General features: G+C 69.4%; 18 protein-coding genes. 10 read left to right on the top strand and 8 right to left on the bottom strand.

Annotated elements, in window-relative coordinates:
* From CKCBHOJB_RS13685 to CKCBHOJB_RS13710, 6 genes are all read left to right on the top strand, one after another.
* Positions 1 to 1,014: an RnfABCDGE type electron transport complex subunit D gene (locus CKCBHOJB_RS13685; RefSeq protein WP_281049214.1), complete on the top strand. Its 1,014-nt coding sequence runs from the start codon at positions 1 to 3 to the stop codon at positions 1,012 to 1,014.
* Positions 1,011 to 1,685, top strand: a complete 675-nt coding sequence (locus tag CKCBHOJB_RS13690) for an RnfABCDGE type electron transport complex subunit G (RefSeq protein ID WP_281049215.1) — start codon at positions 1,011 to 1,013, stop codon at positions 1,683 to 1,685. Before CKCBHOJB_RS13685 ends, CKCBHOJB_RS13690 begins: the two co-directional genes overlap by 4 nt.
* The gene (locus CKCBHOJB_RS13695; protein ID WP_281049216.1) at positions 1,682 to 2,404 is read left to right on the top strand and encodes an electron transport complex subunit E; all 723 of its coding nucleotides are present in this window, start codon (positions 1,682 to 1,684) and stop codon (positions 2,402 to 2,404) included. Before CKCBHOJB_RS13690 ends, CKCBHOJB_RS13695 begins: the two co-directional genes overlap by 4 nt.
* A gap of 17 nt (positions 2,405 to 2,421) precedes the next feature.
* A complete protein-coding gene (gene nth / locus CKCBHOJB_RS13700; protein ID WP_281051695.1) occupies positions 2,422 to 3,054 on the top strand; it encodes an endonuclease III in 633 nt (210 codons plus the stop codon).
* Between the two features lie 60 nt (positions 3,055 to 3,114).
* Positions 3,115 to 3,549 (top strand): DUF1841 family protein, encoded by a 435-nt coding sequence (locus CKCBHOJB_RS13705; RefSeq protein WP_281049217.1) that lies wholly within the window; start codon positions 3,115 to 3,117, stop codon positions 3,547 to 3,549.
* 132 nt (positions 3,550 to 3,681) lie between these two features.
* A complete protein-coding gene (locus CKCBHOJB_RS13710) occupies positions 3,682 to 4,809 on the top strand; it encodes an aminotransferase class V-fold PLP-dependent enzyme (RefSeq protein WP_281049218.1) in 1,128 nt (375 codons plus the stop codon).
* Positions 4,810 to 4,918: 109 nt separating this feature from the next.
* Here the strand turns inward: CKCBHOJB_RS13710 and hflX are convergent, their stop codons facing one another.
* The 3 genes from hflX to CKCBHOJB_RS13725 form a co-directional block, all read right to left on the bottom strand.
* Positions 4,919 to 6,262 (bottom strand): GTPase HflX, encoded by a 1,344-nt coding sequence (gene hflX, locus CKCBHOJB_RS13715; RefSeq protein ID WP_281049219.1) that lies wholly within the window; start codon positions 6,260 to 6,262, stop codon positions 4,919 to 4,921.
* Between the two features lie 100 nt (positions 6,263 to 6,362).
* A complete protein-coding gene (gene cueR, locus CKCBHOJB_RS13720; RefSeq protein WP_281051696.1) occupies positions 6,363 to 6,761 on the bottom strand; it encodes a Cu(I)-responsive transcriptional regulator in 399 nt (132 codons plus the stop codon).
* Positions 6,762 to 6,778: 17 nt separating this feature from the next.
* Positions 6,779 to 9,292, bottom strand: a complete 2,514-nt coding sequence (locus CKCBHOJB_RS13725; protein WP_281049220.1) for a heavy metal translocating P-type ATPase — start codon at positions 9,290 to 9,292, stop codon at positions 6,779 to 6,781.
* A 261-nt stretch (positions 9,293 to 9,553) separates the two neighbouring features.
* On the opposite strand from CKCBHOJB_RS13725, the gene CKCBHOJB_RS13730 reads away from it, so the two are divergent.
* The gene (locus tag CKCBHOJB_RS13730) at positions 9,554 to 10,006 is read left to right on the top strand and encodes a DUF411 domain-containing protein (RefSeq protein ID WP_281051697.1); all 453 of its coding nucleotides are present in this window, start codon (positions 9,554 to 9,556) and stop codon (positions 10,004 to 10,006) included.
* 78 nt (positions 10,007 to 10,084) lie between these two features.
* Here CKCBHOJB_RS13730 and CKCBHOJB_RS13735 read toward each other — a convergent pair whose 3' ends face one another.
* Positions 10,085 to 11,143, bottom strand: a complete 1,059-nt coding sequence (locus CKCBHOJB_RS13735; RefSeq protein ID WP_281049221.1) for an RNA methyltransferase — start codon at positions 11,141 to 11,143, stop codon at positions 10,085 to 10,087.
* A gap of 162 nt (positions 11,144 to 11,305) precedes the next feature.
* Between CKCBHOJB_RS13735 and CKCBHOJB_RS13740 the strand changes: the two genes are divergently transcribed.
* Positions 11,306 to 12,157 carry a MoxR family ATPase gene (locus CKCBHOJB_RS13740; RefSeq protein WP_281049222.1) on the top strand — a complete coding sequence of 284 codons (852 nt, stop codon included), beginning with the start codon at positions 11,306 to 11,308 and terminating at the stop codon, positions 12,155 to 12,157.
* A gap of 58 nt (positions 12,158 to 12,215) precedes the next feature.
* The gene (locus CKCBHOJB_RS13745) at positions 12,216 to 13,394 is read left to right on the top strand and encodes a VWA domain-containing protein (protein ID WP_281049223.1); all 1,179 of its coding nucleotides are present in this window, start codon (positions 12,216 to 12,218) and stop codon (positions 13,392 to 13,394) included.
* A gap of 150 nt (positions 13,395 to 13,544) precedes the next feature.
* Here the strand turns inward: CKCBHOJB_RS13745 and CKCBHOJB_RS13750 are convergent, their stop codons facing one another.
* Positions 13,545 to 14,048, bottom strand: coding sequence for a MarR family transcriptional regulator (locus CKCBHOJB_RS13750; protein ID WP_281049224.1), 504 nt, complete (start codon positions 14,046 to 14,048; stop codon positions 13,545 to 13,547).
* A gap of 185 nt (positions 14,049 to 14,233) precedes the next feature.
* Between CKCBHOJB_RS13750 and CKCBHOJB_RS13755 the strand changes: the two genes are divergently transcribed.
* Entirely contained in the window at positions 14,234 to 15,718 is a 1,485-nt protein-coding gene (locus CKCBHOJB_RS13755; protein WP_281049225.1) for a chloride channel protein, read from the top strand.
* Here CKCBHOJB_RS13755 and CKCBHOJB_RS13760 read toward each other — a convergent pair.
* The 3 genes from CKCBHOJB_RS13760 to CKCBHOJB_RS13770 form a co-directional block, all read right to left on the bottom strand.
* Positions 15,683 to 16,636 carry a branched-chain amino acid ABC transporter permease gene (locus tag CKCBHOJB_RS13760; RefSeq protein ID WP_281049226.1) on the bottom strand — a complete coding sequence of 318 codons (954 nt, stop codon included), beginning with the start codon at positions 16,634 to 16,636 and terminating at the stop codon, positions 15,683 to 15,685. The genes CKCBHOJB_RS13755 and CKCBHOJB_RS13760 overlap by 36 nt on opposite strands.
* A gap of 23 nt (positions 16,637 to 16,659) precedes the next feature.
* The gene (locus tag CKCBHOJB_RS13765) at positions 16,660 to 17,541 is read right to left on the bottom strand and encodes a branched-chain amino acid ABC transporter permease (protein ID WP_281049227.1); all 882 of its coding nucleotides are present in this window, start codon (positions 17,539 to 17,541) and stop codon (positions 16,660 to 16,662) included.
* Positions 17,542 to 17,612: 71 nt separating this feature from the next.
* On the bottom strand, positions 17,613 to 18,827 hold the full coding sequence (locus tag CKCBHOJB_RS13770; RefSeq protein ID WP_281049228.1) for an ABC transporter substrate-binding protein: 1,215 nt from the start codon (positions 18,825 to 18,827) through the stop codon (positions 17,613 to 17,615).
* Positions 18,828 to 18,851: the final 24 nt, after the last annotated feature.

An 18,851-nucleotide genomic window follows, 5' to 3' on the forward strand; every position in this document is an offset into this window, starting at 1 on the left:
ATGATCCATTCCCCCTACGTCCGCAAGGCGGTCAGCGTGCAGCGCACCATGGGCCTGGTGCTGATCGCGCTGCTGCCCGGCATCGCCGCCTACGTGTGGCAGGCCGGCCCCGCCATCCTGGTCAACCTGGCGCTCGCCACCGTGGCCGCGGTCCTCGCCGAGGCCCTGGTGATGTCGCTGCGCAAGCGTCCGATCGGCCTCGCAGTCGCCGACCTGTCGGCGGTGCTCACCGCCTGGCTGGTGGCGCTCAGCCTGCCGGCGATCGCGCCGTGGTGGCTGACCACCTGTGCGGTGCTGGTCGCCATCCTCGCGGTCAAGCACCTCTACGGCGGCCTCGGGCAGAACCCCTTCAACCCGGCGATGGTGGCCTACTGCACGATGATCGTCGCCTTCCCGGCGCTCATGTCGCAGTGGCCCGCGCTCGACGGCCTCGGCTTCGCCGACCAGCTTGCGCTGATCCTGGGCGGCACTCGCGAGCTCGACGCCATCACCGCCGCCACCGCGCTCGACAGCCTGCGCACCGGCCTGCGTGCGGCCGGCGCGACGGTCGAGGCGGTCAGCCAGGGCCCGGCCTTCGGCATGCTCGGCAGCCGCGGCTGGGAATGGGTCGCCGCAGGGTATGCGCTGGGCGGCCTGTTCCTGCTCGCCAGGGGCATCATCACCTGGCACATGCCGGTCGCCTTCATCGCTGCGCTCGGCGGCCTGGCCGGCGTGTTCTGGCTGATCGATCCGGCGCACTACGGCTCGCCCCTGTTCCATCTCGCCAGCGGCGGCGCGATGCTCGCCGCCTTCTTCATCGTCACCGACCCGGTTTCCGGCGCCACCACCCCTCGCGGCAAGCTGCTGTTCGCCGCCGGCGTCGGCCTCATCGTGTGGCTGATCCGCAACTTCGGCGCCTACCCCGACGGCATCGCCTTCGGCGTGCTGCTGATGAACATCTGCGTGCCCCTGCTCGACATGAAGACCCAGCCGCGCGTGTTCGGCCATCGCGAAGCGGCGGGAGGCGACAAGTGAGCGCACGCTACTCCGCCACCCGCACCTCGCTCCGCACCGGCGCCATCATGGTGGTGTTCACGCTCGTGTTCACCGCGCTGATGGCCTCCACCTACGGCCTCACCCGCCCGGCGATCGAGGCCTCGAAGCAGGAATCGCAGCAGCGCCTGGTCGACGAGGTGCTGCCGCCCGCCAGCTACGACAACGCCCTGCTCGACGACAGGGTCCGCGTCGACGCACCGGCCACGCTCGGCATGGACGGAGGCGCCCGTGTCTGGCGTGCGCGCAAGGGCAACGAGCCGGTGGCGCTGGTCATCGAGGGCGCGGCCACCGACGGCTACGCCGGCCGCATCGAACTGGTGGTGGCGATCGGCAAGGACGGCCGCCTGTCCGGCGTGCGCGTGACCGCGCACAAGGAAACCCCCGGCCTGGGCGACTACATCGACCCGAAGAAGGACCGCCGCAAGGACCAGCCCTGGATCGGCCAGTTCGCCGGTGCGACCTGGCGCGACGTGAACACCGCCGGGTGGACCGTGCGCAAGGACGGCGGCAGCTTCGACTATCGCGCCGGCGCCACCATCAGCGCCCGTGCGGTGACGCGCGCCGTCGGCCGCATCACCGCCTTCGCTGCGGGCCGCCTCGACACGCTGTTCGCAGCACCGGCCGGCAGCGTGCTGGGAGAAGAATCATGAGCCCTCAACAATTTCGCGAGATCGCCTGGAACGGCCTGTGGAAGCAGAACACCGGCCTCGGCCAGCTGCTCGGCCTGTGCCCGATCCTCGCCATCAGTACCAGCACGGTGAACGCCGTCAGCCTCGGCCTGGCCACCATCCTGGTGATGGCGATGTCCAACCTGGCCGTATCCTCGCTGCGCAACTTCATCCCCTACGAGATCCGCATCCCGGTCTTCATCCTGATCATCGCCGCGCTGACGACGGTGGTGGATCTGTCTTTCAACGCCTTCTTCCACGACCTCTACCTGGTGCTCGGCATCTTCATCCCGCTGATCGTCACCAACTGCATCGTCCTCGCCCGCGTGGAGGCCTTCGCCGCGAAGAACCATCCGCTGACCTCGACCATCGACGCGGCGATGATGGGCCTGGGGCTGGTGTGGGTGCTCGGCCTGCTCGGCGCGATGCGCGAGCTGATCGGCGCGGGCACGCTGTTCGCCGGCATCGAGATGATCATCCCCGGTGCGTCGGCGATCAACGTGTTCGGTGACGACTACCCCGGCTTCCTGGTCGCCATCCTGCCGCCGGGCGCATTCTTCGCGCTCGGCATGCTGATCGCCGCGTTCAACGCCATCAACGCCCGCCTCGCCGCGCGCGCGCGCCGCCAGCCGCCACCGGCGCCCAAGGCACCGCAGGCAGCCGAGGGACAGGGCGGCACCGAACCGGTCGCAGCGGGCTGAAGGCAGCGATGGCAGCGATGAAGCGCGAGGCGATCCGCGAGTTCTTCCGCCGCCTGCACGAAGCCGACCCCAACCCGCAGACCGAGCTCGAATACGCCTCGCCCTACCAGTTGCTGGTGGCGGTGGTGCTGTCCGCGCAGGCCACCGACCGCAGCGTCAACCTCGCCACCCGCAAGCTCTTCGCCGACGCGCCCACGCCCGAGGCCATGGTCTCGCTCGGCGAGGAAGGCATCGCCGAGCACATCAAGACCATCGGCCTGTTCCGCAACAAGGCGAAGAACACGCTCGCGCTTTCGCGCCTGCTGCTGGAGCGCCACGGCGGCGAGGTGCCGGCCGAGCGCGAGGCGCTGGAGGCACTCCCGGGCGTCGGCCGCAAGACCGCCAACGTGGTGCTGAACACGGTGTTCCGCCTGCCGGTGATGGCCGTCGACACCCACATCTTCCGCCTCGCCAACCGCACCGGACTGGCGCCGGGGAAGGACGTGGTCGAGGTCGAGAAGGCGCTGATGCGGCGTGTGCCCAAGGACTACCTGCTCGATGCCCACCACTGGTTGATCCTGCACGGCCGCTACGTGTGCACCGCGCGCCGTCCGAAGTGCGGCGGGTGCGGCGTGCGCGACCTGTGCCTGTTCCGCGACAAGACGGACTGAACCCGGCGCACCGTGGGTCCCGCTCCCCCCACCGCGCGCCCAAACGAGAGGAACCCTGCAATGTTCAACCCCAGCCGCGACCAGGTGCGCAGCTTCTTCATCGAGACCTGGCGCAAGTACCTGGCCAAGGAAGTGCTGACGCCGATGGAGACGATCGCCGCCGACATCATCGCCCTGCACCCGGAGTACCACGCCTTGGTCGAGGACCCGGACGCGATCGACCGCGACTTCCCGCCCGAGGCCGGCCAGGCCAATCCCTTCCTGCACCTGTCGCTGCACCTGGCGATCGAGGAGCAGCTCTCGATCGACCAGCCGCCGGGCATCCGCGCCGCCTTCGAGGCGGCCTGCGCGTACCGCGGCGACCGCCACGATGCGATGCACGACGCGCTCGAATGTCTCGGCGAAACGCTGTTCAGCGCCCAGCGCAACGGTGCCCCGCCCGACGGCGGCGCCTATGTCGCCGCCCTGCGCAGGCGCGCCGGCCTGGCGCTGTGATCGCCCCGCGGCTCGTCGGCTCCATGACGAGCCGCTAGAATGGACGCTTTCGGACAAATGGTCCGGCACCCTGCCGCACCGTCCGCACCGCGCCCGCCTCGTGCCGGCGCCCGCTTCTCTCAGGAGGTTCGCATGCCCGGTCTGCTGCCCAACGTCGATCCCGACGGTCTGCTCGAGTACTCCGTGGTCTATACCGACCGCTCGCTCAACCACATGTCGCAAGCCTTCCAGGGCGTCATGCGCGAACTGTCGGCGACGCTGAAGAAGGTCTATCACGCCCACGCGGTCGCCATCGTCCCCGGCAGCGGGACCTTCGGCATGGAGGCGGTCGCGCGCCAGTTCGCCACCGGCCGGAAGACGCTGGTGATCCGCAACGGCTGGTTCAGCTACCGGTGGACGCAGATCTTCGAGATGGGGAACATCCCCGCCGAATCCGTGGTGCTCAAGGCCCGCCAGGTGCGCGACGAGGCGCAGGCGCCCTTCATCCCGGCGCCGATCGACGAGGTCGTGGCCGCAATCCGCGAGCACCGCCCCGACGTGGTGTTCGCCCCGCACGTCGAGACCTCGGCCGGCATGATCCTGCCCGACGACTACCTGCGCGCGGTGGCCGACGCCACCCATGAGGTCGGCGGCCTGTTCGTGCTCGACTGCATCGCCTCGGGCACGATCTGGGTGGACATGGACGCCACCGGCGTCGACGTGCTGGTGAGCGCGCCGCAGAAGGGCTGGAGCGCCTCGCCGTGCTGCGCGATGGTCATGATGAGCGCTGCCGCGCGCGCTCGCATCGACGGTACCACCAGCACCAGCTTCGCCTGCGACCTCAAGAAGTGGCTGCAGATCATGGAAGCCTACGAGGGCGGAGCCCACGCCTACCACGCCACCATGCCCACCGACGGCCTGGTCACGCTGCGTCAGGTGATGCGCGAGACCGAGGCCTACGGCTTCGACAAGGTCAAGGAAGAGCAGCTCGAGCTCGGCCGCCGCGTGCGCGCGCTGCTCGAGGCACGCGGCTTCCCCAGCGTGGCCGCGGCAGGCTTCCAGGCCCCGGGCGTGGTGGTCAGCTACACCACCGACGACGCCATCAAGACCGGTGCCAAGTTCGCCGCTGCCGGCCTGCAGGTGGCCGCCGGCGTGCCGCTCGCCTGCGACGAGCGCCCCGACTACAAGGCCTTCCGCATCGGCCTGTTCGGCCTGGACAAGCTGCACCAGGTCGAGCGCAGCGTCGCCACACTGGAAAAGGCGCTCGATCAGGTCGGCTGATCCGGCGCGACCCACCGGAAGCACGCGCGCCCGCAGCGGCACTGCACGCGCGTCAACCCGGGCGCATCGCCTCGCGAGCAAACGCCACCCTTGCGGTGGCGTTTGCTTGTCAGCGCGTCAGGGCAAATTGCGCGCGCAAGCGCTCGACAGTCTCGGGCTCAGCGCGCAGGCGGAACACCGCCCCCTCATCCTCCGCCCGCTCCTCCAGCACCTCGCAGTTGGCGTAGATCTCCTTGCGCAACTGCTGCGCCGACCACGGCAGCAACAGCTCCGCCTCGATCAGATCCTGCTGGAAGAACGCGACGATCGTCTGCCGCAGCTTCGCCACCTCGTCCGGCCGGCGCGCGCTCATGACGATGCAGCCGGGGTATTTGGCGCGCAGCGCGGCCTCGCATTCGGCCTGCGCCGCGGCGTCGCCGACGTGGTCGATCTTGTTGAAGACGCGGATGCGGGGCACCTCGTCGGCGCTGATTTCCCGCAGGACGGTGTCGGTGACTTCGAGCTGGCGTTCGAAACCGGGATCGCTGGCGTCGATGACGTGCAACAGCAGGCCAGCGTCCAGGGCTTCGTCGAGGGTGGACTTGAACGAGGCTACCAGCCCGTGCGGCAGGTTCTTGATGAAGCCGACGGTGTCGCTGACCAGCACGCGCGGCACACTCTCGGGGTAGAGCGTGCGCACGGTGGTGTCGAGCGTGGCGAAGAGCTTGTTGGCGACCAGCACCTCGCTGCCGGTGAGCGCGCGCATCAGCGTCGATTTGCCGGCATTGGTGTAGCCGACCAGCGCCACGCTGGCCGGTGCCTGGCGACCCTGGCGGCGCGCACGCTGGGTCTTGCGTTCGGCCTCCATGGCGACGATCTCCAGTTGCAGCTCGGCGATGCGGTCGCGGATCTTGCGGCGATCGAGCTCGGTGTGCGACTCGCCGGCACCGCGACCGCCCACGCCGCTGCGCTGCCGCCCCTGCGGCCCGGCGAGCTTGGCGGCCTCGCGCAGGCGCGGCGCCATGTAACCCAGGCGGGCGATCTCCACCTGCGCCTTGGCGGCGCGCGAGCGCGCGTTGCGGTGGAAGATCTCGAGGATGACCATGGTCCGGTCCATCACCTCGCAGCCGGTCTCCAGTTCGAGATTGCGCGCCTGCGAGGGCGAGATCTCATGGTCGACCAGCAGCGCCTCGATCGCGCCGGTGCGCGGCACGGTGTCGGTCGGCGCGGCCTCGAAGCCGGCCTGGGCGGCCACGAACTCGCGCACCTCCTGGCGCTTGCCGACCCCCAGATAGCCGTGGGTGTCGAAACCGGCGCGCTTCTGGGTGAAGGTGTGCACCACGCGGTAGCCGAGGGTCTTCGCCAGCTCGCGCAGCTCGGCGAGCGAGGCCTCGAACTCGGCGTCGCTGACGTTGGGGCGTTGCACCGAGGCGACGATGGCCTTGCGGGGTTCGTCGGCGAGGTCGTTTTGCATTCAGGGCGCTTCTATCGAGGGATGGGGGTGGGATGGTAACCCGCCGCGCCACTGCCCCGCGACGACTGCCCCGCAGACACGTCCCTCCCCCCGCCGCGGGTCAGTTCCCGCCGCCCGCGTCGAGGTCGGTGAGAATGGGGCAATCCGGGCGCGCGTCACCATGGCAATGCGCGGCGAGCGTGCGCAGCGTGTCCGCCATGCCCTGCAGTTCGGCGATCTTGCGCTCGAGCGCGGCGACATGCGCGAGCGCGATCCCCTTCACATCCGCGCTCGCCCGCCCCTGGTCGCGCCACAGCGCGAGCAGCTCGCCGATGTCCGCCAGCGAGAAGCCCAGGTCGCGCGCGCGACGGATGAAACGCAGCACGTGCACGTCCTCGTCGGTGTAGAAACGATAGCCCGCGTCGGTGCGCCGCGCCGCCGCCAGCAGGTCGATCGACTCGTAGTAGCGGATCATCTTCGCCGACACGCCCGAGGCGGCGGCGGCCTTGCCGATGTTCATCATGACTGCCGCCTCCTTCACGCCGCTGCCGGCAGCGCGTCCGCGCCGAAGCGGCGCAGGCGCAGCGCGTTGCCGAGCACGAACACGCTCGACATCGACATCGCCGCCGCGGCGAACACCGGCGACAGCAGCGCGCCGAAGGCCGGATAGAACACCCCCGCGGCGAGCGGGATCAGCGCGCTGTTATAGGCGAAGGCCCAGAACAGGTTCTGGCGGATGTTGCGCATCGTCGCCCGCGACAGCGCGATCGCGCGCGGCACGCCCAGCAGGTCGCCCGACATCAGCACCACGTCGGCGCTCTCGATCGCCACGTCGGTGCCGGTGCCGATCGCGATGCCGACGTCGGCCTCGGCCAGCGCCGGCGCATCGTTGATGCCGTCGCCGACGAAGGCGACGCGGCGCGTGCCGGCGGCGCCCTGCGCCAGCCGCTGCAGCGCCGCCACCTTGCCGTCCGGCAGCACCTCCGCGATCACCTCGTCGATGCCGGCCTGGCGCGCGATGGCGCGTGCGGTGCGTTCGTTGTCGCCGGTGATCATCGCCACCTTCAGGCCCATCGCGTGCAGCGCCTTCACCGCCGCCATCGAGGTCGGCTTGAGCGGATCGGCCACTGCGATGATCGCCGCCAGGCGACCGTCGATCGCGGTGTAGAGCGGCGACTTTCCCTCGTCGCCGAGGCGCACGGCGGTGTCGGCGAATTCGCCCACGTCCAGGCCGAGGCGGCGCATCAGGCGATCGGCGCCCACCTCGACGCGGCGGCCGGCCACCATCGCGCGCACGCCATGTCCGGCCTCGGCCTCGAAGCCCTCGGCCCCGGCCAGCGCCAGTCCCTCGGCGCGCGCAGCGGCGACGATGGCCTCGGCGATCGGATGCTCGGAACGACCCTCGACCGCGGCCACCAGCGCCAGCACCTCGGTGCGCTCGAAGCCTTTCGCCACCTGCAAATCGGTGAGTTCGGGGCGACCGACGGTCAGCGTGCCGGTCTTGTCCACCGCCACGACTTCCGCATCGCGCAGCAGCTGCAACGCGTCGCCCTTGCGGAACAGCACACCCATCTGCGCCGCACGACCGGTGGCGACCATGATCGAGGTCGGGGTCGCCAACCCCATCGCGCACGGGCAGGCGACGATCAGCACCGCCACCGCACACACCAGCGCGAAGCTCAGCGCCGGCACCTCCGCCGGCAGCGCATCGGCACCGAAGGCCAGCCAGGCGAGGAAGGTCAGCGCCGCCACCCCCATCACCACCGGCACGAACACCATGGTCACCTTGTCCACCAGGGCCTGGATCGGCAGCTTGGCACCCTGCGCCGCCTCCACCATGCGGATGATCTGCGCCAGCACGGTGTCGGCGCCGACGCGGGTGGCGCGAAAGGCGAACGCGCCGCGGGTGTTCAGCGTGCCGCCGACGACCGTCGCACCCACGCCCTTCTCCACCGGCACCGGCTCGCCGGTGATCATCGACTCGTCGACGAAGGAGGCGCCCTCGACCAACTCGCCATCGACCGCCACCTTCTCCCCCGGGCGCACCTCGACCACGTCGCCAACCGCGACCTCGCCGATCGGGATCTCCACGGCCTCCGCCCCGCGGCGCACGCGCGCGGTGCGCGGCTGGATGCGCATCAGGCGCCGGATCGCGTCGCTGGTGCGGCCGCGCGCGCGCGCTTCGAGAAGACGCCCGATCAGGATCAGGGTGATGATCACCGCCGCGGCCTCGAAATACACATTGACCGTGCCCGCGGGCAGCACGCCGGGCGCGAACAGTGCCACCACCGAGTAGGCCCACGCCGCCGAGGTGCCCACCGCCACCAGCGCGTTCATGTCGGGCGCGCCGCGCAGCAGCGCCGGCACGCCCTTGCGGAAGAAACGCAGGCCCGGGCCGAACATCACCGCGCTGGTGAGCACGAACTGCAGCAGCCAGCTCTCGCGGTGGCCGATCGTGTCCATGACCCAGTCGTGCATGCCCGGGATCAGGTGCGCACCCATCTCGAGCACGAACACCGGCAGGGTCAGCGCCACCGCGACCCACACCGCGCGCCGCAGCGCGGCCTCCTCGGCCGCCGCCTCCGCCTCGCGCGCCCCTTCGGCGACCTCGGCCGCCGGCGTGGCGCCGAAGCCGGCCTTCTTCACCGCCGCGACCAGGGCCGCGGTCGGCACCTCGCCGGCGATCTCGACATGGGCACGGCGGGCGGCGAGGTTGACATTCGCTGCGACCACACCCGGCACGCGCTGCAGCACCTTCTCGACGCGGCCGACGCACGCGGCGCAGCTCATGCCCTCGATGTCGAGCTCCAGGCTGTCGCGCCGCACCTCGTAGCCAGCCTTCGCCACCGCCTCGACCAGCGCCGTCAGGGGCACCGAGGCGGGCGCGGTCACGGTGGCGGTCTCGGTCGCCAGGTTGACGCTCGCCGCCTGCACGCCCTCGACCTTCATCAGGGCGCGCTCGACGTGGGCCACGCACGAGGCGCAGGTCATGCCGGCGATGTTCAGTGTGCGTAAGGGAATCGCGGGCGCGCTTTTTGTGCTGCTGCTCATGATGCTTCCTGCCTTGGAAATCGCTATGTGCCCACTGTAGACCTTACCAATGTGGGAAGGTCAAGCGGGCGGCAAGCCAGGATGCAGCAAATGTCGAGCGCCCTCGCGCCCGAGCTGCGCCGAACCCGTCACCAGGCTGACGCCCGCATTACATTCCTGTCAGCTTCGTTCGCGCGCGGCCTCGCGGGGCACAATTCCGCCATCGAGATCCATCCGGGAGTACGCACCATGAACCGCCACACAAAATCGCCGCACGGCCCGATGCGCAGCGTGATCGCGAGCGCGCTGCTGGGCCTGGCCGCGCTCGCCACCGTCGGCAGCTTCTCGCCGGCGATCGCCGCCGGCGACGAGGTCGTCATGTACAAGGATCCCAACTGCGGCTGCTGCGGCAAGTGGGCCGAGCACATGCGCACGCATGGCTTCAAGGTCAGGGAAGTCGCCACCACCGAGATGGGCGTGGTCAAGCGCGAGGCGCGCGTGCCGCAGGCGCTGGGCTCCTGCCACACCGCCAAGGTCGGCGGCTACGTGGTCGAAGGCCACGTGCCCGCGGCCGACGTGAAGCGCATGCTCACCGACAAGCCCGCGATCGCGGGCATCTCCGCCCCCGGCATGCCGCAGGGCTCGCCGGGCATGGAAGGCCCTTACCCGGCCGACCGCTACGACGTGGTCAGCTTCGATGGCGAAGGCAAGACCGCGGTGTACGCGCGCCACTGAGCCTGCACGGGCGGGTCGGCGGCGAGGGCTGGCCGGCGCCGGCCGGACCGGCCGGGGCCAGGCCTTCCGCGCGGCCCCTCAAGCATCCGCAGTGTTCGCCGCGCCGCGCGCCGCGCGTTTTTCCGCCCGCCGCACGAAGGCGACTTGACTCTCGCGGGCACGCAGCTGGCCGCAGCCCGCATCCACGTCCTGGCCGGCCGATTGCCGCAGCTTGGTGAGGATGCCGCGACGGTGCAGGCTGCGGGCGATCTCGGCGGCGCGCTCGGCGCTCGGGCGGCGGAAGTCGAGACCATCCACGGCGTTGAAGGGAATCATGTTCATCACCGCGTACTTGCCGGCGAGCAGGCCCACGATGCCGTCGAGCTCCTCCTCGCCGTCATTCACGCCCTCGATCAGCGTCCACTGGTACTGGATCGGGTAGCCGGTCGTGCGCGCCCAGGCTTCGCCGAGCTCGACCAGCTCTGCCGGGTCGATGCGCGGGGCGCGCGGCAGCAGCTGCGTGCGCAGCTCCGCCCTGGTGGTGTGCAGCGACAGCGCGAGCGCGGGCTTGACGCGCATCTGCGGCAGGCGCTCGAACACGCGCAGATCGCCCACGGTCGACAGCACCAGGTTCTTGTGCGGGATCGCGCCCTCGGTGCCGAGCAGCTCGATCGCCTCGACCACCGCGTCGAGGTTGTGTGCGGGCTCGCCCATGCCCATGAACACCACCTTGTGCACCCGGCGCAGCCGGCGCGCCAGCGCGACCTGGGCGACGATCTCGGCACTGCCGAGCTGGCGCAGCAGGCCGTCCTTGCCGGTCATGCAGAACACGCAGCCCACCGCGCAGCCGAGCTGGGTGGACACGCACAGGCCGTCGCGCGGCAGCAGCACGCTCTCCACCGTCTGGCCATCGGCGAGTTCGACCAGCAGCCGGGTGCCGTCCTCCCCCGGGTGCTCCGAGCGCACGCGGGCGAGCCCGTGTAGTTCGGCCTCGAGCTCGGGCAGCGCGGTCTGCAGCGCCTTGGGCAGGCGGTTGGAGTCGGTGTGCGGGCCGGCGTCGAGCGCCCGGCCCTGCAGCCAGGCGCGCAGCAGGCGGCCCTCGTGGCTGGGGCGGGCGCCGAGCGCACGCAGGCGCTGGCGGATGTGGTCGATGTCCATGGCGCGCGATGCTAGCACTTCGGCCGGGATTGCGAGTCGTCCGCCGTTCCTCGCGGCAGGCGGCCAGGGTTGGGCAGCGCGCGAGGCACCAGGGAAGTCGTCGGGAAGAAAGATGCCTGTTCGCGCTCTATAATCGATCGCATTCGTATCGAGGAACATCGCATGTCCGATTTGCGCTTCGAAGGCTCGCAGGATTACGTCGCCACCCCCGACCTGATGCTCGCGGTCAACGCCGCGATCCGCCTGCAGCGCCCGCTGCTGATCAAGGGCGAGCCCGGCACCGGCAAGACCATGCTCGCCGAGGAGGTGGCCGCCGCCCTCGGTCTGCCGCTGCTGCAATGGCACATCAAGTCCACCACCAAGGCGCAGCAGGGCCTGTACGAGTACGACGCGGTGTCGCGCCTGCGCGACTCGCAGCTCGGCGACGACCGCGTCAAGGACATCGCCAACTACATCGTCAAGGGTGTGCTGTGGCAGGCCTTCGAGGCCGAGCAGCCGACCGTGGTGCTGATCGACGAGATCGACAAGGCCGACATCGAATTCCCCAACGACCTGCTGCGCGAGCTCGACCGCATGGAGTTCCATGTGTACGAGACGCGGCAGACCGTGCAGGCGCGCCACCGCCCGATCGTGTTCATCACCTCGAACAACGAGAAGGAGCTGCCCGACGCCTTCCTGCGCCGCTGCTTCTTCCACTACATCCGCTTCCCGGACCGCGACACGATGCAGCGCATCGTCGACGTGCATTTCCCCGGGCTGAAGAAGGCGCTGCTGACCGAGGCGCTGGAGGTCTTCTTCGGTCTGCGCGACATCCCCGGCCTGAAGAAGAAGCCGTCCACGTCCGAACTCATCGACTGGCTCAAGCTGCTGGTGGCCGAGGACATCCCGCCCGAGGCGCTGCGCAGCGCCGACGGCAAGGCCGCGATTCCGCCGCTGCACGGCGCGCTGCTGAAGAACGAGCAGGACATGCACCTGTTCGAGCGCCTGGTCTTCATGGCACGCAACAACCGCTGAGCGGCACGCCACCGGCAAGCCAGGCGCTGCCGACCCGGAACCCGCGGAACGAGCCTCCATGCTGATCGATTTCTTCCTGCACCTGAAGGCACGCAAGCTGCCGGTGTCGACGCGCGAGTTCCTGACCGTGCTCGAAGGCCTGCGCGATCACGTGTGCGGGCCCTCGCTCGACGACTTCTACCACTACGCACGGCTGTGCCTGGTGAAGGACGAGTCGCTCTACGACCGTTTCGACCAGGCCTTCGGCGAGTACTTCAAGGGCGTCACCGCGCTGCCCGGCCTGGACGTCGATCTGCCCGAGGAATGGCTGCGCGCGATGGCGAAGAAGCACCTGTCGCCCGAGGAGCGTGCCCGCCTCGAGAAGCTCGGCTGGGACAAGCTGATGGACGAGTTCCGCAAGCGCCTGGAAGAGCAGAAGGGGCGCCACCAGGGCGGCAGCAAGTGGATCGGCACCGGCGGCAGCTCGCCCTTCGGCAACAGCGGCACCCATCCCGAAGGGATCCGCGTCGGCGGTGAATCGGCCGGCAACCGCAGCGCAGTCAAGGTGTGGGACAAGCGCGAGTTCCGCAACCTCGACGACTCGGTGGAGTTGGGCACGCGCAACATCAAGGTCGCGCTGCGCCGCCTGCGCCGCTTTGCACGCCAGGGCGCGGCCGAGGAGCTCGACCTCGACGGCACCATCGCCGCCACCGCGCGCAACGCCGGCTGGCTCGACCTGCTGATGCGCCCGGAGCGCCACAACGCGGTCAAGGTGCTGCTCTTCCTCGACGTCGGCGGCTCGATGGACGATCACATCAAGGTGTGCGAGGAGCTGTTCTCCGCCTGCCGGCTGGAGTTCAAGCATCTCGAGTACTTCTACTTCCACAACTGCGTGTATGAGGGCGTGTGGCGCGACAATCGGCGGCGCCACGCGGAACGCACGCCGCTGCTGGATGTGATCCACAAGTACGGTCCGGACTACAAGCTGATCTTCGTCGGCGACGCCACCATGAGCCCGTACGAGATCCTGCATCCGCACGGCTCGGTCGAGCACATGAACGCCGAGGCCGGCGCCGCCTGGCTGCGCCGGCTGCTCGATGCCTACCCGGCGGCGGCCTGGCTCAATCCCGAACCGGAACGGCTGTGGCCCTACCGCCAGTCGATCGGCATCATCGGCCAGATCATGGGCGAGCGCATGTATCCGCTCACGCTCGAGGGCCTGGCCCGGGCCATGCAGGCGCTGTCGCGGCGGCACTGAGGCGGCTCAGGGGAAGCGGGCCCCCGGGTGGCCCGCGCGCGGCGCAAAAAAAAGAGCGGCCCGTCGGCCGCTCAAGCTGCTGTCCACACAAGCGTCAAGACACTGTGTCAAACACATTCGACCCGGCCCGCCCCAGGGGCCGGCCGCGTGTCATTCAGTGAAAGGCAAGGGCTGCATGCCGAAGCCTTCATCGAGATGCTTGATCTGGCGGAGCAGCTTGTCGAGCTCGCTCTGCAGGCTCGCGAGCCCCTCTTCGTCCATCATGCGCAGCGCTTCGGGCAGCACGCCACGCGCCGGCGAAGGCGCCCGCGCGAGCAGCGCCGCGCCCTCCTCGGTGAGGTAGAGGCGCACCACGCGCTGGTCGGCGCTGGTCCGTTCCTTGCGCACCAGGCCCGCGCTTTCCAGGCGATCGACCATGTTGGACGTGGTCGACTGATGCAGGGCCATGCGGTTGGCAAGCTCGCCGACACGCAGGCCATTCGCTTCACGCAACTCCTGCAGGGCCCACAGCTGCGCACCGGTGACACCGCTCTGGCGCTCGATCCACTGCGAATGGCGCTGGGCCGTCCGGATCAGGATCCTGAACCGCTGCAGGACCGACAAAGGACTCACCGGAGCTGCCGGTTTCTTCACTTTCTGTTGCGTTTCCGCCATCTGAATCTCGCCGCGACTATATTTGCTCAAAGCATCATTGTCAAAAAAACATCACCCCCTGCCGTGGGTCGTATGGTAGCGGTATCGTTCACCTTGCGCATGTGCAACATGGCAAAAAAACGAATCGCGAACAGCCCGCCACCGGCACGGCGATTGCGCGATGCCGCACAGCAGCAGAGACCTCGATGAACAACGATCCCGCCCCGGAAAACACGACCCGGCCACCCGCGCGCCGGAACCTCTCCCGCCTGCTGCGCGGCGGCTGGCGCTACGCCCTACCCTGGCTGTCGTGGCCGCGCTGGCGGGTGCGCCTGCTGCTGGTCGGTGCCGCCCTGCTCGCCGGGCTGGTCGCGATCGCGTTCGCGATCGGCGCCGAGCTGGCGATCACCACCCACGCCGGGCTGATCCGCGAACGCCCGTGGCTGAGCCTGCTCATCGCCCCGCTCGGCTTCGCGGCGCTGGCCTGGGTTTCGCGGAAGATCTTTCCGGGCACCGAGGGCAGCGGCATCCCGCAGGCGATCGCCGCGTCGATGTCCGACGACGGTCGCGTGCGGCGGCAGCTGCTGTCCTTCCGCATCGCGATCGCCAAGGTCTTCCTGACCCTCGGGGGCTTGCTGGCGGGGGCCTCGATCGGCCGCGAGGGCCCCTCGGTGCAGATCGGCGCCTCGGTGATGCACCTGCTGGCCGGGCGCAAGCGCCGGCGCATCGCCTCCAGCCGCGACCTGATCGTGGCGGGTTCGGGTGCAGGCATCGCCGCGGCCTTCAACACCCCGCTCGGCGGCATCATGTTCGCGATCGAGGAGATGTGCCGCTACCGCGCCTTCCGCGCCAACAGCACGACGCTGACCGCGGTCATCTTCGCCGGCCTGATGTCGCTGGCGGTGCTGGGCAACTACACCTATTTCGGCCGCACCCCGGCGAGCGTCGGCTGGCCCGAGGGGATCTGGCCGGTACTGGCCTGCGGCGTGGCCGGCGGGCTGCTCGGCGGCGGCTTCGCGCGCCTGCTGATCGCCTCCGTGCGCGGGCTTCCCGGGCGCGTGGGCGTGTTCGCCATCAGCCGTCCGGTGCTGTTCGCCGGGCTGTGCGGACTGGCGACCGGAATCATCGGCTGGGCCAGCGGCGGGCTCACCTACGGCACCGGCTACGCGGAATCGAAGGCCGCGCTCGAGGGCAGCGCCGCGCTGCCGATGGCCTTCATGGTGCTGAAGATGGCGGTGATCTGGCTCGCCTTCGTGGCGCGCATCCCCGGCGGCATCTTCGCGCCGGCGCTGGCGGTGGGCGCCGGCCTCGGCTCGGACATCGCGCTGCTGCTGCCGGGCGAGCCCGATCCGGCGGTGCTGGTGCTGGGCATGGTGGCCTTCCTCGCCGCGATGACGCAGACGCCGATCACCTCCTTCGTGATCGTCATGGAGATGACCGCCAACCACCAGATGCTGATGCCGCTGATGGCCACCGCGGTGGTGGCCCACGGCGTGTCGCGCTCGGTCGCGCCGGTGCCCCTCTACCACGCGCTGTCCCACGCCTGGCTGCGACGCGCCGAGGGCCGGCTGCATCATGCCGGCCCCGCGGCGCGCCAGAACACCCCTCCCACGCCTCCCGCCCTGCCCGCCGGCACGGCGCAGGCCGGCTCCGGGTCAGCGGATGCCGGCGCGCTGGATCAGCGCCTGTAGCTCGCCGACGATGCCGCGGCGGAACAGCAGCACGCAGACCACGAAGATCACGCCCATGATCACCGTGACCCAGGAGCCGACCGTGTCTGCGAGTTCCGTCTGCAGCGACACGATGGTGGCGGCGCCGACGAGGGGGCCGAGCACGGTGCCGAGGCCGCCGAGCAGCGTCATCAGCACCACCTCGCCCGACATGTGCCAGTGCACGTCGGTCAGCGAGGCGAGCTGGAACACCAGGGTCTTGGTCGCCCCGGCCATTCCGGCGAGCGAAGCCGAGAGCACGAAGGCGAGCAGCTTGAACTTGGCGACGTCGTAGCCGAGCGACACCGCGCGCGGCTCGTTCTCGCGGATCGCCTTGAGGATCTGGCCGAAGGGCGAATTGATCGCGCGGTAGATGATGAAGAAGCCGATGCAGAAGATCGCGAACACCAGGTAGTACATCGCGATGTTGTTCGACAGGTCGATGACCCCGAACAGATGGCCGCGCGGCACGCCCTGCAGGCCGTCCTCGCCGCCGGTCGCCTTCCACTGCAGCACGATGAAATACACCATCTGCGACAGCGCCAGCGTGATCATCGCGAAGTAGATCCCGGTGCGGCGGATCGCCAGCACGCCGAACACCCAGCCCAGCGCCCCCGCGGCCAGCGTGCCGCCGAGGATGCCGAGCTCGGGCGTCACCCCGAGGTCGCGCACCAGCATGCCGCACACGTAGCCCGCGCTGCCGAGGAAGGCAGCGTGGCCGAAAGACAGCAGGCCGGCGAAGCCGAGCAGCAGGTTGAACGCGCACGCGAACAGCCCGAAGCACAGGATCTTCATCAGGAAGGTGGGGTACACCGCGAACGGCGCCACCAGCCCGATCAGGAACAGCGCGCCGAACAGGATCGGCATGGCACGCGCGAACATCGAATTCGAGTTGTTCATCGTCTTGATTCCTTTCGCCGCGCTCAGGCCCTGCCGAACAGGCCGGCCGGCCGCACCAGCAGCACGATCACCATGATCACGAACACCACCACCGCCGAGGCCTCGGGGTAGAACACCCGGGTCAGGCCCTCGATCAGGCCCAGGCCGATGCCGGTGAGGATGGAGCCCATGATCGAGCCCATGCCGCCGATCACCACCACCGCGAACACGACGATGATCAGGTTGGAGCCCATCAGCGGGCTGACCTGGTAGATCGGCGCAGCGAGCACACCGGCGAAGGCGGCGAGCGCGACGCCGAAGCCGTAGGTGAAGGTGATCAAGAGCGGCACGTTGATGCCGAGCGCCTGGACGATCTGCGGGTTCTCGGTGCCGGCGCGCAGGTAGGCGCCGAGCTTGGTCTTCTCGATGATGAACCAGGTCGCGAAGCACACCGTCAGCGCCGCGACCACCACCCAGCCGCGGTAGATCGGCAGGAACATGAAGCCGAGGTTCACCCCGCCCTGCAGCAGCTCGGGCACCGGGTAGGACTGGCCGGAGATGCCGTACTGGTCGCGGAAGATGCCCTCGAAGATCAGTGCCAGGCCGAAGGTCAGCAAGAGGCCGTAGAGGTGATCGAGCTTGTACAGCTTGCGCAGCATCGTGCGCTCGATCAGCACGCCGAGCGCGCCGATGACGATCGGTGCGAACAGCAGCGCCACCCAGTAATTGATGCCGAGCTTGTTGAGCGCGATCCACGCCACGAAGGCGCCCATCATGTACTGGGCGCCATGGGTGAAGTTGATGATGTTGAGCAGGCCGAAGATGATGGCCAGGCCCAGGCTCAGGATCGCGTAGAACGAACCGTTGATGAGGCCGACCAGCAGCTGGCTGCCGAGCAGCGCGCTCGGAACGCCGAAGATTTCCATGTGCGACTCCCGCACCGGCGCGGTCCCGCCGCCCCGGTGCGTCGTGAAGTGCGGGAGCCCCCGCGATCAGCTTACTTCTTGACCAGCGGGCACTTCGACTGCGCCAGCGGCAGGAAGGCCTCGTCCGCCGGGATGGTCTGGCGGATGTGGTAGTAGTCCCACGGGTACTTGGACTCGTCCGGCTTCTTGACCTGGGCGAGGTACATGTCGTGGATCATGCGGCCGTCGTCGCGGATGCGGCCGTTCTTGGCGAAGAAGTCGTTGATCGGCGTGGTCTTCATCTGCGCCATGACCTTGCCCGAATCGTCGGTGCCGGCGGCCTTCACCGCGCGCAGGTAGTGCATCACCGACGAGTACTGCCCCGCCTGGACCATGGTCGGCATGCGCTTGTGCTTGTCGAAGAAGCGCTTCGACCAGGCGCGGGTCTCGTCGTTGAGGTCCCAGTAGAAGCCGGTGGTCAGGTACATGCCCTGGGTACTCTGCAGGCCGAGCGAATGCACGTCGGAGATGAACATCAGCAGGCCGGCGAGCGACTGCTTGGGGGTGACGCCGAACTCGGCCGCCTGCTTGATCGCGTTGGTGGTGTCGGCGCCGGCGTTGGCCAGGCCGATGATCTTGGCGCCCGAGGCCTGGGCCTGGAGCAGGAAGGACGAGAAGTCCGATGCCGGGAAGGGATGGCGCACCGAGCCCAGCACCTTGCCGCCGTTGGCCGTGACCACCGCGGAAGAATCCCGCTCCAGCGCCTGGCCGAAGGCGTAGTCGGCGGTCAGGAAGTACCAGGTGTCGCCGCCCTGCTGGGTCACCGCCTTGGCGGTGCCGTTGGCGAGCGCATAGGTGTCGTAGGTGTAGTGCACCGAGAGGTCGTTGCACTGCTCGTTGGTGATCGGCGTGGAGCCCGGGCCGCTCATCAGGGTGATGCGGTTCATCTCCTTGGCGACCTTCATGACCGCGAGCGCGGTGGAGGTGGTCACCAGCTCGGTGGCGACGTCCACGCCCTCGCGCTCGAACCACTCGCGCGCCTTGTTGGAGGCGATGTCGGCCTTGTTCTGGTGGTCGGCGGACACCATCTCGACCTTGAACGCGGGCTTGGCCTCGGCGATGAAGTCCTCGATCGCCATCTGGGTGGCGAGCACCGCGCCGGCGCCGGCGAGGTCGGAATAGGTGCCCGACATGTCGGTGAGCACGCCGACCTTGACCGTGTTGCCCGAGATCTGCGCGCTCGCCGCACCCGACAGCATCGCAAAGGCGGCAGCACAGGCCAGGGTGGTGAGTTTCTTCGTCTGCATCGTGTGTCTCCGTTTCTTGTGGTT

The sequence above is a fragment of the Thauera sp. GDN1 genome, assembly GCF_029223545.1.
Taxonomy (GTDB): domain Bacteria; phylum Pseudomonadota; class Gammaproteobacteria; order Burkholderiales; family Rhodocyclaceae; genus Thauera.

Coding starts and splice junctions, on each gene's coding strand:
- hflX (WP_281049219.1), bottom strand. CDS start 6,262: ATGCAAAACGACCTCGCCGACGAACCCCGCAAGGCCATCGTCGCCTCG.
- CKCBHOJB_RS13710 (WP_281049218.1), top strand. CDS start 3,682: ATGCCCGGTCTGCTGCCCAACGTCGATCCCGACGGTCTGCTCGAGTAC.
- CKCBHOJB_RS13685 (WP_281049214.1), top strand. CDS start 1: ATGATCCATTCCCCCTACGTCCGCAAGGCGGTCAGCGTGCAGCGCACC.
- CKCBHOJB_RS13740 (WP_281049222.1), top strand. CDS start 11,306: ATGTCCGATTTGCGCTTCGAAGGCTCGCAGGATTACGTCGCCACCCCC.
- CKCBHOJB_RS13730 (WP_281051697.1), top strand. CDS start 9,554: ATGCGCAGCGTGATCGCGAGCGCGCTGCTGGGCCTGGCCGCGCTCGCC.
- cueR (WP_281051696.1), bottom strand. CDS start 6,761: ATGAACATCGGCAAGGCCGCCGCCGCCTCGGGCGTGTCGGCGAAGATG.
- nth (WP_281051695.1), top strand. CDS start 2,422: ATGAAGCGCGAGGCGATCCGCGAGTTCTTCCGCCGCCTGCACGAAGCC.
- CKCBHOJB_RS13745 (WP_281049223.1), top strand. CDS start 12,216: ATGCTGATCGATTTCTTCCTGCACCTGAAGGCACGCAAGCTGCCGGTG.
- CKCBHOJB_RS13705 (WP_281049217.1), top strand. CDS start 3,115: ATGTTCAACCCCAGCCGCGACCAGGTGCGCAGCTTCTTCATCGAGACC.
- CKCBHOJB_RS13735 (WP_281049221.1), bottom strand. CDS start 11,143: ATGGACATCGACCACATCCGCCAGCGCCTGCGTGCGCTCGGCGCCCGC.
- CKCBHOJB_RS13770 (WP_281049228.1), bottom strand. CDS start 18,827: ATGCAGACGAAGAAACTCACCACCCTGGCCTGTGCTGCCGCCTTTGCG.
- CKCBHOJB_RS13725 (WP_281049220.1), bottom strand. CDS start 9,292: ATGAGCAGCAGCACAAAAAGCGCGCCCGCGATTCCCTTACGCACACTG.
- CKCBHOJB_RS13765 (WP_281049227.1), bottom strand. CDS start 17,541: ATGGAAATCTTCGGCGTTCCGAGCGCGCTGCTCGGCAGCCAGCTGCTG.
- CKCBHOJB_RS13695 (WP_281049216.1), top strand. CDS start 1,682: ATGAGCCCTCAACAATTTCGCGAGATCGCCTGGAACGGCCTGTGGAAG.
- CKCBHOJB_RS13750 (WP_281049224.1), bottom strand. CDS start 14,048: ATGGCGGAAACGCAACAGAAAGTGAAGAAACCGGCAGCTCCGGTGAGT.
- CKCBHOJB_RS13755 (WP_281049225.1), top strand. CDS start 14,234: ATGAACAACGATCCCGCCCCGGAAAACACGACCCGGCCACCCGCGCGC.
- CKCBHOJB_RS13760 (WP_281049226.1), bottom strand. CDS start 16,636: ATGAACAACTCGAATTCGATGTTCGCGCGTGCCATGCCGATCCTGTTC.